This is a genomic window from Humibacillus xanthopallidus (assembly GCF_006716675.1).
GTDB lineage: Bacteria > Actinomycetota > Actinomycetes > Actinomycetales > Dermatophilaceae > Humibacillus > Humibacillus xanthopallidus_B.
This window is the reverse complement of the sequence record NZ_VFPM01000004.1, coordinates 187,608-200,604: the sequence shown is the minus strand read 5'-3', so window position 1 is coordinate 200,604 and position 12,997 is coordinate 187,608. Positions and strand designations below refer to the sequence as shown.

Here is a 12,997-nt window from a genome sequence, read left to right as displayed (position 1 = left end):
ACGGCGTGGCCGACGCCGAGATCCCCGAAGTCACGGACTTCCTCGCCGAGCAGGCGCCCTTCGCCGCCGTGCCCCGCACTGACCTGGAGCGGCTCGCCCGCCGGATGACCGTCCGCTACGCCCGCCGCGGCACCCTGCTCATGTCGGTCGGCCGCGGCAACGACGAGGTCTTCGTCGTGCGCAGTGGCGCCGTGCAGATCACGGACGACAGCGGCACCCTCGTCGACCGCGGGGAGGAAGGCACCGCCTTCGGCACGACGGCGCTCGACGGACGGCCCTCACGCTTCGACGTCGAGGCCATCGAGGACAGCCTCCTGCTCGTGCTGCCGTCGGCCGCCTTCCACGAGCTGGCCACGGCACACCCGGCCGTGGGTGACTTCTTCTCACAGCAGCGCGCCTCCCGGCTGCGCCATGCGCTGCAGGCCATGCCGCACGCCCAGCGGCGCACCGCGGTGCTGCAGACCAGGCTGCGCGACCTCGTGCGGCGCGAGCCGATCACGACCACCGGTGACGCGACGGTCCGCGAGGCAGCGCAGCTGATGGCCCGAGAGCAGGTGTCGTCGCTGCTCGTCGTCGACGGCGGCCGTCTCACCGGCATCGTCACCGACCGCGACCTGCGCACCCGTGTCCTGGCTGCGGGTCTCGACTCCTCCACCCCGGTCAGCGCGATGATGACGGCCGACCCGGTCACCGCCGGGCCCGACGACATCGCGATGGAGCTCATCCTCGAGATGACCTCACGCAACATCCACCACATGCCCGTCGTCGGTGGCACCGACGGGCGCACTCCGCTCGGCATGCTGACGAGCACCGACCTCATGCGGCTCGAGCGGGCCAACCCGATCCACCTCGTCGGCGACATCGCCAAGGCCGACGACCTCGGGACCCTCGTCGTCCTCAGCCAGCGCCTCCCGCGCATCATCGACCAGCTCGTGCACGAGGACGCGACCGCCGACGGCATCGGCCGCATCGTCACCGCCGTGGGCGATGCGCTCGAGCAACGGCTCATCGGGCTCGCCGAGCGCGAGCTGGGGCCGAGCCCGACGGCATACGCCTGGGTGGTGCTCGGGTCGCAGGCCCGCCTCGAGCAGGGTCCGGGCAGCGACCAGGACAACGCCCTCGTCATCAGCGATGACGCGACCCCCGCCGACCTGCCGTGGTTCGAGGCGCTCGCGCGCTTCGTCGTCGAGGGGCTCGTCGCGTGCGGCTACCCCCGGTGCCCCGGCGACGTCATGGCGACCAACCCGCAGTGGCGCCGGCCGCTGCGCGAGTGGAGGCGCACCTTCACGCAGTGGATCGACGAGCCGGTGCCCGACGCCATCCTGCGGTCGGCCATCTTCTTCGACCTGCGCACCGTGCACGGCGACGACACCCTCGTCGAGGAGCTCCGAGAGCAGATCCGTCGGTCGGCCCCGCGCGGCACGCGCTTCCTCGCGCACCTCGCGAGGAACGCCGCGGCCAACGAGCCGCCACTCGGCTTCTTCCGCGGCTTCGTCCTGGAGCGGGAGGGGGCGCACAAGGACACCCTCGACCTCAAGCGCGGCGGCTTCCACGCCGTCGTCGAGGTCGCCCGGGTGCACGCGTTGTCGCGGGGTCTGCCGCAGGTCAGCACGTCGTCGCGCATCACGGCCGCCGCGGGTGCGGGTGGCCTCTCCGACGAGACGGCCGCCGATCTGCACGACGCCTTCGAGTTCATCCGCTACGTGCGACTTCTCCATCAGGCCAAGCAGATTCGCGCTGGCGAGCCACCGGACAACTTCGTCGCACCGAGCGAGCTGAGCAGCTTCGAGAAGCGGCACCTGCGAGATGCCTTCCAGGTCGTGCGGTCGGCCCAGCAGACGATCCTGCACAGTCATCCGCTCGGGCACGTGACGTGATCTTCTCGCGGCTCGGCGTCGACCACCGACGCGCGCGGCAGGCGCGGTGGGCCGGCCAGGCGCCCCCGGGCCCGGTGCGCGACTACCTCGGGAGCGCACCACCCGGTCCACGCACCGACGTCTCCGACCTGCGGCTCCTCGCGCTCGACCTCGAGACGACAGGCCTCGACCCGCGCACCGACCGCATCCTGTCGGTCGGCTTCGTTCCCGTGGACGGCCTGCGGATCAGCCTGGCGGGCGCGGAGCAGCTCCTCTGCCGCGCCGACGTCGAGGTCGGGCAGAGCGCGGCGGTCCACGGCATCACCGACGACGCGCTCGCCGGCGGCATCGAGCTGCGCGACCTCCTCGAGCGCGTCGCCGCGGCGCTCACCGGGCGGGTGCTGCTCGCGCACCACGCCGCGATCGAGACGGGATTCCTCTCCGCCGCGTGTGAGCGCGAGCTCGGTGTGCCGCTCCCGATCACCGCCGTCGACACGATGGAACTGCAGAGCCGCGTCCTGCGCAGCCACTCGGGCGAGGACCTCCCGCCCGGCGCGCTGCGCCTCGGCACGGCCCGCGCCCACCTCGGCCTCCCCCGGTATGCCGCCCACGAGGCACTGACGGACGCGCTCGCGTGCGCGGAGCTCTATCTCGCCCAGGTCGACCGCCTGAGCGGCGGCCGCCCGATGACCCTCAAGGCGCTCCAGCGCTAGGTGACGGTTGCCGAACCGTCCAGCTGGCGAGGAGGTTCAGTGCAGCCTCGGCCGACGAGTCGGGTGGAGCCGTGTAGACATTGACCCGCTGGCCCGGGTCGCCAGGCAGCTCGAAGGCTTCGTAGTCGAGCTCCAGATCACCGACGAGCGGGTGGTGGAGGCGTTTGCGCCCGGTGCGGTGGTAGCGCACGTCGTGCGCCGCCCAGCGGCGACGGAAGTCCTCGCTCCGGGTGGACAGCTCACCGACGAGGTCGGAGAGGGCTTTGTCGTACGGGTCCCGACCGGCCTCCGCGCGCAGGAATGCGACGCAGTCGTCTGCGACCTTGTCGTAGTCGAGGAAGAACTCGGGTGCGCCGGGGTCGAGGAAGACGAAGCGGGCGCTGTTGGGTGGCTGGCCCGGAGTGTGGGCCGCGGCCTGCTCGTAGAGCGGACTGTAGAGGGCCCTGCCAAGGTCGTTGGCCGCGAGGACGTCGAAGCGACCGTTGCGCAGGTAGGCCGGCATGGGCATCTGGTCGAGGACCCGCTGCAGGGCCGGTCGGACCTGACCGCGGACGGCCACGCGGCGCGGCCCACGGCTGGCGGGGGTGCCTGCGCTACGGACCAGGCGGTAGAGGTGGTCGCGTTCGGCCTCATCGAGCTGGAGCGCGTGGACGAGCCCGTCGAGGACACCCTCGGAGACGTTGCCGACGCTGCCGCGCTCGAGCCTCGTGTAGTACTCGACGCTGATCCCGGCGAGCAGCGCGACCTCCTCGCGGCGAAGACCGGCGACGCGCCGGTTCCCGCCGTAGACGGGCAGCCCGGACTGCTCCGGGCTGACCTTGGCGCGGCGGGTGGTGAGGAACTCCTTGAGGTCGTTCCTCGTCGGGTCGTTCCGGGTGGGCATGACCTCCACGCTACGTCGTCGGCCCGATCGTGGGAGTCCCTACGGGTACCCCTCACGACAGTGCCTGTCGGATCCGCTGGCAGCCGGGTTGACTGGGTCGCGAACGGACCCAACAGAGAGCGAGCACCACCATGAAGGCAGCGATCTTCCGGGGCAAGGGCACGATCGACGTCGGCGAGCGCCCCGACCCCGAGATCCAGGAGGCGTCGGACGCCGTCGTCCGGGTCGTCCGGGGCTGTGTCTGCGGCTCCGACCTCTGGTACTACCGCGGCATCAACCCGCACAAGGTCGGCAGCATCGGTCACGAGTACATCGGCGTCGTGGAGTCGATCGGTTCGGAAGTGACGGGTCTCGCCGTCGGCGACTTCGTCATCGCGCCCTTCACCTTCAACGACGGCACGTGCCCCGCCTGCCGAGCCGGCTTCCCGTCCAACTGCATGCACGGGGGCGCCTTCGGCAACGGCGTCACCGACGGCGGTCAGGGCGAGAAGGTCCGCGCACCCTTCGCGGACGCCACCCTCGTCAAGGTCCCGCAGCCGCCCGAGGGCCGGTTCACCGACGAGCAGCTGGCGTCGTTCACCGCCCTCTCGGACGTCGCCTGCACCGGCTACCACGCCGCGGTCAGCGCGGGCGTCCAGCCGGGCGACACGGTGGCCGTCGTCGGCGACGGCGCCGTCGGTCTCTCCGCGGTGCTCGCGGCACGCAAGCTCGGCGCCACCCGGGTCATCGCCCTCAGCCGCAACCCCGCCCGGCAGGCCGTCGCCGTGGAGTTCGGCGCCACCGACATCGTCGAGAAGCGCGGCGCCGATGCCATCGAGACCGTCCTGCGCCTCACCGACGGCGCCGGCGTCGACGCCGCGCTCGAGTGCGTGGGCACCGACGAGTCCATCGAGACCTGCGCCGGCATCACCCGCGCCGGCGGCATGATCGGCGCCGTGGGCGTCCCCCTCTACGAGACGTTCCAGTACCAGACGCTCTTCTGGAAGAACGTCGGCATCAGGGGCGGAGTCGCACCCGCCCGTCGCTACATCCCGGAGCTGCTCGACGACGTCCTCGCGGGCCGGATCAACCCGGGCCTCGTCTTCGACTTCACCACGGACCTCGACCACGTCGCCGAGGCGTATGCCGCCATGGACGAGCGGCGCGCCATCAAGTCACTGCTCAGCATCGGCCAGCCCTGAGGCTCAAGGACTCTCACTCGCACATCACGACCAAGGAGAACAGCAATGCAGACACGCACTCTCGGCAGCCACGGCCCAGACGCCGGTCCGGACTCCGGCCTGAAGGTCTCCGCGCTCGGTCTGGGCTGCATGGGCATGAGCCAGTCCTTCGGCGCCCGGCCACCGCGAGCGGAGATGGTGACCTTCCTGCGTGCCGCGGTCGAGCGGGGCGTCACCCTCTTCGACACCGCTGAGGTCTACGGCCCGTTCCACAACGAGGAGCTCGTCGGCGAGGCGCTGGAGCCGGTGCGCGACGACGTCGTCATCGCCACGAAGTTCGGGTTCGCGTTCGACGAGGCAGGTACGCAGACCGGCGTCTCGAGCCGGCCCGAGCACATCAGGGCCGCGGTCGAGGGATCGTTGCGACGGCTGCGCACCGACCGGATCGACCTGCTCTACCAGCACCGCGTCGACCGGGACGTGCCCATCGAGGACGTCGCCGGCACCGTCAGGGAGCTCATCGAGGCAGGCAAGGTCCACCACTTCGGACTGTCCGAGGCCGGGGTCTCCACGATCCGCCGCGCGCATGCGGTGCAGCCGGTCACCGCGCTCCAGAGCGAGTACTCGCTGTTCTGGCGCGAGCCCGAGGAGGCGATCCTGCCCGCCCTCGCCGAGCTCGGAATCGGCTTCGTGCCGTTCAGCCCGCTCGGGCGCGGGTTCCTCACCGGTCAGGTCACCGCGGCAACGCAGTTCGGCGAGGGCGACATCCGCGCCACCCTCCCCCGCTTCGAGAAGGAGGCCCTGCAGGCCAACCTCGCCCTCGTCGACCTCATCACGAGCGTCGCCGAGCGCAAGGGCGCCACGGTGGGTCAGGTCGCTCTCGCCTGGCTGCTCGCGCAGCAGCCGTGGATCGCCCCGATCCCCGGGACCAGGCGCCTCGAGCGCCTCGACGAGAACCTCGCCGCGGCCGACCTCCAGCTCACCGCTGACGACCTCGCCGAGCTCGACCGTGCATCAGCCAGCGTGCAGGTCCACGGAGCGCGGTATCCCGAGGCCATGCAGAAGATGATCGACCGCTGAGCCACCTCAGCCGGGCTGACCCGGCTGACCCGGCTGCACCGGCCCGATCCGGTAGGGGCGCATCATCTCGTTGTCCTCGTGCTCGACGATGTGGCAGTGCCAGGTGAACTGGCCCGGGTTGGTGAATTTGGCCTTGATTCGCGTCACCTCGCCGGGATAGGCGATCACCGTGTCCTTGAAGCCGCTCTCCCAGGGCTCTGGGGGCCGGGGGTCGCCGACGAGCCGCGCCGGAGGTTCCGTCTCACCGTCCTCGTTCGTCACCAGTGCCTGCCGGTTCACGACCTCGAACGTGGTCTCGTGGACGTGCATCGGGTGAGCGTCGGCCGTGAAGTTGTAGAACTCCCAGACCTCCGTGGCGCCGACGATCGGGTTCTCGCTCACCTCATCTGCCCACATCCTTTCCGACGCGTAGCCGAAATCATCGACGACCCCCAACCTCGCCTCGGCTGGCCCGTCCCAGTAGTCCGACGCCATCTCGGCGAGCGCCAGGCGGCGCGTGACCGTGGGCGCTGGCAGCGGGGTGAGCGGCGGAAGCGTCAGGAACTGGGGCGGCGTCGTCGGGTCCGGAGCGATCGCCGGGACGACCCGCAACTGCAGAACCTGTCCGGTCGTGTCCGGATCGGCCACGTCGAAGTCGTTCGGCGGCTCGCCGCCGCCGAAGGGCTCGTCGGGCCCGATGTTCCTCAGCACGTAGTTGCCCTGAGGCACGTTCGTGAAGTCGACGACGAGGTCGGCCCGCTCGGCGAGCCCCATGAGGAGCCGGTTGTTGTTGGCCGCGGTGAGGTTGACCGGCGCTGCGAGGAAGCCGCCCTCGTTGCCGATCGCCCACACCTCGACGCCCGGGATCTGGGCGAAGTCGAGGATGAGGAAGCGGGACTGGCAGCCGTTGAGAAGGCGAAGCCGGTAGCGGCGCTGCTCGACGGTGTGGAACGGCCACGTGTTCCCGTTGACCATGATCGTGTTGCCGAAGAACTCCGGGTTCCAGATCGGCGAGAGGTCCGTGCTGGGGATGAAGCCCGGGTCCACGGCCGTGGCGCCGTCGAAGAACTCACGGCTGTCGGGGTAGAAGAGGGAGCCGTCCGCGTTGAACGCCCGGTCCTGGATCGCGATCGGGATCTCGTAGTAGGTCTTGTTCGGGGGGAACCTGTCTCCCTCCATCGGCGCCGGCCCGGGCAGAACGGCAATGGTGCCGAAGCGACTGTCGAGGATGGCCTTGTCCCCCTGCGGCCCACCTCGGACGAGGAAGAAGCCCGCCGGCCCGGCGTACACGTTGAGTCGGGTCATGCCGAGGGTGTGGTCGTGGTACCACAGCGTCGACTCGCGCTGGTTGTTCGGGTACTGGAAGACGGCGAACCCCGGCCCCCAGGAGACACTGAAGCTCGAAGCCGCCTTGCCCTTGAAGAAGTCGTACCAGGTGCCCTCGGTCGCATATTCCGGGGGGACGTTGTTCGCCGCCGGCAGGAACCACGCCTCTGCATAGCCGTCGCTCTCGTCTCCGACCCCGACGGCGCCGTGGAGGTGGGTCACCAGGGGCACCGGTCCGGTGTACGGCGCGGGCGTGCTCGCGAAGGTCGGCCGCGTGTCGCGGTCCTGTACACCGCCGGGCGGGTTCGCCCAGTGCAGGGTCGGGTCGACCGGCAGCAGGTGCGGCAGGTAGTTGCCGTTCGTGTCCTTGAGGTCGTTGATCCACTTGACGCGCACGGGGCGGTCCCACCTGGACTCGATGGTGAGAGACGGTGCGTTGTGGATCAACAGCCCCTTCTTGTCCGCCGACGTGACCGCGCCATAGCCCCAGACAGTCGTCATGGGCAGTCCTGCAGGCAGGATCTGCTGCGAGATCTGCTTGACCGAGATCTCGTAGTAGTCGACCTGCTTGCCGCCTCGCAGCTTGATGGTCGCCGCACGTGGCATCACCGGCGGGATGAGGAGCGGCGTGACGAACTTCGGCAGGGCCACCGGATCGAGGTTGCCCCCGGGGATGGCCGCCACGGCCTGTTTCGTCCCCCCGGGTGTGTAGGTGTAGAGCACGAAGCCGGCACCCGCCACGCCAGCTGCTCTGATGAAGGTCCGCCGACTCATGGGCCGCCGGCCGGGCTCGCAGACGTCGTTCATTACTGCACCATCCAGTTCTCATGACTGATTGATGGCGTGTCCCCGCACATGCCCCACTTTGACTGGCCCGGACCGCGTGCCCCCACGCTGGTCCCCCGTCCGGGTGCCCCCATCAGGAGGGTCTCACCTGAGGCGAGGGTGTGCAGCGAGTTCTGTGAAATCTCTGAACGCCAGAGGGGACCTCGGCCGCTCTCGGACCACCAGCGGCGGGCTCACCGACGCAGACGCAGGCCCCGCGGTGTCATGTGGAAGCCGGCGTGCGAAAGCGCCTCGACGAGCGGGTGGTCCGAGCCGAGCAGCGAAGCGCCATCGGCCTTTTCGACAGTGAGCCGGCCGAGGGCACCCTCGCGCACCGCGAGAGCCAAGGCGTCGGCTGCAGCCTGCAACCGCTCCGCGTCGTCAGACCAGCAGAGCATCGTCTTGCCGCCGCGCTCGACGTAGAGCACGAGGTCGCCGTCGACGAGCACGACGAGCGCCCCCGCCTTGCGGCTCGGCTGGTGCCCCTTGCGTCGGGAGCGACCGCCCCCACCGGACTCGCTCGCCGCGCCCTGGCTCGTGTCGTCACCGGGCTCGGTGAGCCCGCGCTCCGGCCAGGAGATGCTCGCTCCGTAGGGGTTGGCCGGGTCGCTCGCAGCAAGCACGAGGGCCGGCGGCCCGGTGCGCTCCCGACGCGCGTCGGCGCCCCTGCCCTGCCGGGGCGGTATGCCGCCCTGCGGGCTCGGGGCGGGCGTGGCCCACTCGTCGCCCTGGCTCGGGTCGACCCTGCCGCCCGACGGCGTGGACGCGCCCGCGCCGGGCAGCCGTGACATCGACCGCAGGCGGTCGACGGCACCCGTCGAGGCGAACTGTGATGCGCCGAGGCCTTCGACGAAGTAGCCGCGGCGCACCTTGCCGGCTTCCTCCGCTGCAGCGAGCACGCGGTAGACGGCGGCGAACCCTCCGGGGACGTCCTCGGTGACGACCGACCCGCGGGTCAGCACGCCGTAACGGTCGAGGAGCAGCTCGGCGTTGGTGACCGCTCGCACGGTCGGGTCGGACTCGGCCGGTGGCAGTGCCGTCCACCGCCCCACCCCCGTCGGCGGGCCGGACGCGGCTGCCCGACCCACGGCGAGCGCCTTCGTCGTCGCGGCGTCCTCGGCCGCCTCGACCTGAGCGGGGCTCGCGCCTGCGACCGCACCCCGCAGGGAGCCGAAGCGGCCGAGCGAGCCTCGGCGTCCGGCATACCGCGTCGACCGGGGGCCCGAGGGGGCGCGCTTGTGGGCGGTCCGGCCGCCTGAGAGGAGGGCACGAAGGGGTGCCACGGTGTCGTTGGTGACGCGGCCGGACCACACGAGCGACCACAGCGCGTCATTGAGCTCGGTGTCGCCGAGGCGGACCCGCGTCGCGAGCGCGCGGAAGAAGTAGGCGCCGCCGCCCTCGAGAGCATCGAGGACGGCTCGCTCGCTGTCGGTGAGCTCGGCGTCGTCGGGTGGCGTCAGCGTGAGGTGTGCGGCGTCGGCGAGGTGGAGGCTCACCCACCCGTCGTCGCCGGGTAGCGACCCGTGACCTCGCCAGACGACCTCGCCGGCACTCATCACCTCGTCGAGCAGGGCGGGACGGTAGTCGGCGACCCGGGCGGGAAGGACGAGGGTCTCGAGGGCGCTCGCAGGCACGACCGCGCCCGTCAGCTGCTCGACGGCGCGCAGCAGCCCCTCGCGCCCGCGCAGCCCGCCACCGACGCCCTGCCACTGCGGGAGGAAGCGTGCGAGGTCGAGCTGGTCGACGGGCTCGACCTCGTGGCGCAGGGCGGCGAGCGACCGGCGGCGCAGCAGCCGCAGCACCTCGGCGTCGCAGAACTCCGGCCCGTGGCCACCGCCGTTCTCGGTCGGCAACAGCTCGCCCTCGACGACGCGGCCGGATCCGACGAGCCGGCGCAGCGCGTCGTGGACCACGGCCGGGCCGAGGCCCCACCAGGCCGCGACGGTCTGGATGGCGAAGGGCCCGTGGGTGCGGGCGAACCGGGCGACGAGGTCGGCGAGCGGGTCGGGCACCGGCTCGAGGAACGCCTGCGGCACGCCGACGGGCAGGGAGGTGCCGAGCGCGTCGCGCAGTCGTGCGGCGTCCTCGATGGCGGCCCACCGCTCGTCACCGGCGACGCGGACCGCGATGACGCGCCGTGCCTGCTCGAGCTCGGACACGGCCGCCTCGACCGCGGCGGGCTCGAAGCCCTCGGCGGCGCGCGCGACGATGTCACGCATCGAGAGGGGGCCGAGCACCCGCAGCAGGTCGGCGACGTCCTCGCCGTCGCGGGCGCCGCGCTCGGGCGTCAGCCGCTGCAGCTCGGCCTCGGTGCGGGCCACGGCCTCGGGGTCGAGCAGGTCGCGGAGCGCGAGGGCCTCGCCCTGCCCGAGCAGCTCGGAGAGCAGCGACGGGTCGAGGGCGAGCGCGGCGGCGCGGCGCTCGGCGAGCGGCGAGTCGCCCTCGTAGAGGTACTGGGCGACGTAGCCGAAGACGAGCGACTTCGCGAAGGGGCTCGGCTGGCTCGACTCGACGTCGACGACCTTGACCCCGCGCGACCGGATGTCGGTCATGAGATCGACGAGACCGGGCACGTCGAAGACGTCCTGCACGCACTCGCGCACGGCCTCGAGGACGATGGGGAAGGTGGGGTACTGGCTCGCGACCTCGAGCAGCTGCGCCGCGCGCTGCCGTTGCTGCCAGAGCGGCTGACGCCGGTCGGGCCGGCGCCGCGGCAGCAGCAAGGCGCGGGCGGCGCACTCGCGGAAACGTGCTGCGAACAGGGCGGATCCGCCGATCTCCTGCGTGACGAGCTCACTGACCTCCTCGGGCTCGAGGGTCACGAGCTCGATGAGCTGCTGGCCGATCTGGCCGCTGCCTCCCGCGTCCTCGAACTCGAGGTCGGGCAGGCGGAAGACGATGCCGTCGTCGCCGTGCATGGCCTGCACGTCGACGCCGAAGCGCTCGCGCATGCGTGCCGCGACGCAGAGCGCCCACGGCGCATGGACCTGGCCGCCGAAGGGCGAGAGCACCGCCACCCGCCAGTCGCCGATCTCGTCGCGGAAGCGCTCGACGACGATCGTGCGGTCGTCAGGGACGTGGCGGGTCGCCTCCTTCTGCTCCGTCAGGTAGGCGATGAGGTTGTCGGCCGCCCACTCGTCGAGCCCGGCCGCGGTGACCCGGGCGCGGGCGCGCTCGGGTGACAGCCCGACGATCTCGCGGACGAAGGCACCGAGGGCGCGGCCCAGCTCGGCGGGGCGGCCCTGCTGGTCGCCCTTCCAGAACGGCAGCTTGCCGGCCTGCCCGGGCGCGGGCGTGACGAGGACGCGGTCGTGGGTGATGTCCTCGATCCGCCACGTCGACGTGCCGAGGGTGAAGACGTCGCCGACGCGCGACTCGTAGACCATCTCCTCGTCGAGCTCGCCGACCCGGCGACCGGGCCCTTCACCGGAGGCGAGGAAGACGGCATACAGCCCGCGGTCGGGGATCGTGCCACCGCTCGTGACGGCGAGGCGCTGCGCACCTCGGCGGCCGGTGAGGGTGTCGCTGACGCGGTCCCAGACGATGCGGGGGCGCAGCTCGGCGAACTCGTCGGAGGGGTAGCGCCCGGCGAGCATGTCGAGGGTCGCCTCGAGCACCGAGCGCGGCAGCGACGCGAAGCTCGCGGTGCGGTGCACGAGGGTCTCGACGTCGGCGACGCTCCACTCGTCCATGGCGCACATCGCGACGACGTGCTGGGCGAGCACGTCGACAGGGTTGGCCGGGATGCGCAGCGACTCGATGGCCCCGGCGCGCATGCGCTCGACGACGACGGCGGTCTGCACGAGGTCGCCGCGGAACTTCGGGAAGAGCACGCCCTCGCTGACCGCGCCCACCTGGTGGCCCGCACGGCCCACCCGCTGCAGGCCGCTCGCGACGCTCGGCGGGCTCTCGACCTGGATGACGAGGTCGACGGCCCCCATGTCGATGCCGAGCTCGAGGCTGCTCGTCGCGACGACGGCGGGCAGGCGCCCGGCCTTGAGGTCCTCCTCGATGGCAGCGCGGTGCTCCTTGCTCACCGAGCCGTGGTGGGCGCGCGCCAGCACGGCGGGCGCGCCGCGGCTCGTGCCGGCCTGGGCCATGACCTGCGCGGGCGCCCGGGGTGCGCCGACGCTGGCGAGCGGCAGCCCTTCGTCCTCGGCGAGCCGCTCCTCCCAGATCTCGTTGAGCCGCGAGGTGAGCCGCTCGGCGAGGCGCCTCGAGTTGGCGAAGACGAGGGTCGAGCGGTGGTCGGCGATGAGGTCGACGATGCGCTCCTCGACGTGCGGCCAGATGCTCGCCTGCGGGGCGTTGCCCGCCGCCGGGCCCGACAGGTCGGGCACCCCCGGTGTGATCTCGGCCGCAGCCCCCGACAGCTCACCCATGTCGGGCACCGGCACGACGACCTCGAGGCGCCACTCCTTCGTCGACGCCGGCTGCACGATCTCGACCGGCCGGCCGCCGGCGAGGTAGCGGGCGACCTCCTCGACCGGACGCACGGTCGCCGAGAGTCCGACCCGCTGCGCCGGCGTCGGGAGGATGGCGTCGAGCCGCTCGAGCGTGAGCGCGAGGTGCGCCCCGCGCTTGGTGCCGGCGACGGCGTGCACCTCGTCGATGATGACGGTCTGCACGCCCCTGAGGGCCTCGCGCACCGACGAGGTGAGCATGAGGAAGAGCGACTCGGGGGTCGTGATGAGGATGTCGGTCGGGGTGCGCGCGAAGGCGCGCCGCTCGTTGGCGGGCGTGTCTCCCGACCGCACGCTGACACCGATGTCGGGCTGCGGGAGCTCGAGCCGCGTCGCGGCGTGGCCGATGCCGACGAGCGGCGCACGCAGGTTGCGCTCGACGTCGACGGCGAGCGCCTTCATCGGCGAGACGTAGAGCACGCGGCAGCGCTCGAGCTTGTCGGCGGGCACCGGCTCGCTCGCCATGCGGTCGATGGCCCAGAGGAACGCCGACAGCGTCTTGCCCGACCCCGTCGGGGCGACGACGACGCAGTGGTGGCCCGAGCTGATCGCGTCCCACGCCCCGGCCTGCGCCGCCGTGGGCGCGCTGAAGCTGCCCCGGAACCACGCGGCCGTCGCCGGGGAGAATCGATCGAGCACGTCGGCCCGCCTGTCCTTCGCCATCGAGGTCAGCCTGCCATCCCGCACCGACACCCGGTGGCCGGCCGGACGG

7 protein-coding genes are annotated in these 12,997 nt (G+C 72.0%); 4 read left to right on the top strand and 3 right to left on the bottom strand.

The features are described from left to right. The first annotated feature begins 5 nt into the window (after positions 1 to 5). Positions 6 to 1,877, top strand: coding sequence for a DUF294 nucleotidyltransferase-like domain-containing protein (locus FBY41_RS20485; RefSeq protein ID WP_141846655.1), 1,872 nt, complete (start codon positions 6 to 8; stop codon positions 1,875 to 1,877). Next, entirely contained in the window at positions 1,874 to 2,569 is a 696-nt protein-coding gene (locus FBY41_RS20480; protein WP_141846653.1) for an exonuclease domain-containing protein, read from the top strand. The genes FBY41_RS20485 and FBY41_RS20480 overlap by 4 nt, the downstream gene beginning before the upstream one ends. Here FBY41_RS20480 and FBY41_RS20475 read toward each other — a convergent pair. Then, positions 2,550 to 3,452, bottom strand: coding sequence for a helix-turn-helix transcriptional regulator (locus FBY41_RS20475; RefSeq protein WP_141846651.1), 903 nt, complete (start codon positions 3,450 to 3,452; stop codon positions 2,550 to 2,552). The two genes, FBY41_RS20480 and FBY41_RS20475, sit on opposite strands and share 20 nt — an antisense overlap. A 131-nt stretch (positions 3,453 to 3,583) precedes the next feature. Here FBY41_RS20475 and FBY41_RS20470 point away from each other — a divergent pair, with 131 nt between their 5' ends. Next, on the top strand, positions 3,584 to 4,633 hold the full coding sequence (locus FBY41_RS20470) for a zinc-binding dehydrogenase (RefSeq protein WP_141846649.1): 1,050 nt from the start codon (positions 3,584 to 3,586) through the stop codon (positions 4,631 to 4,633). A gap of 45 nt (positions 4,634 to 4,678) precedes the next feature. Next, complete coding sequence (locus tag FBY41_RS20465; RefSeq protein WP_141846646.1) at positions 4,679 to 5,692, top strand: aldo/keto reductase; 1,014 nt, start codon at positions 4,679 to 4,681, stop codon at positions 5,690 to 5,692. 6 nt (positions 5,693 to 5,698) lie between these two features. On the opposite strand, the gene FBY41_RS20460 is transcribed toward FBY41_RS20465, so the two are convergent. Then, a complete protein-coding gene (locus tag FBY41_RS20460) occupies positions 5,699 to 7,738 on the bottom strand; it encodes a multicopper oxidase family protein (RefSeq protein ID WP_260439946.1) in 2,040 nt (679 codons plus the stop codon). 278 nt (positions 7,739 to 8,016) lie between these two features. Further along, the gene (locus tag FBY41_RS20455; RefSeq protein WP_141846644.1) at positions 8,017 to 12,948 is read right to left on the bottom strand and encodes an ATP-dependent helicase; all 4,932 of its coding nucleotides are present in this window, start codon (positions 12,946 to 12,948) and stop codon (positions 8,017 to 8,019) included. Positions 12,949 to 12,997: the final 49 nt, after the last annotated feature.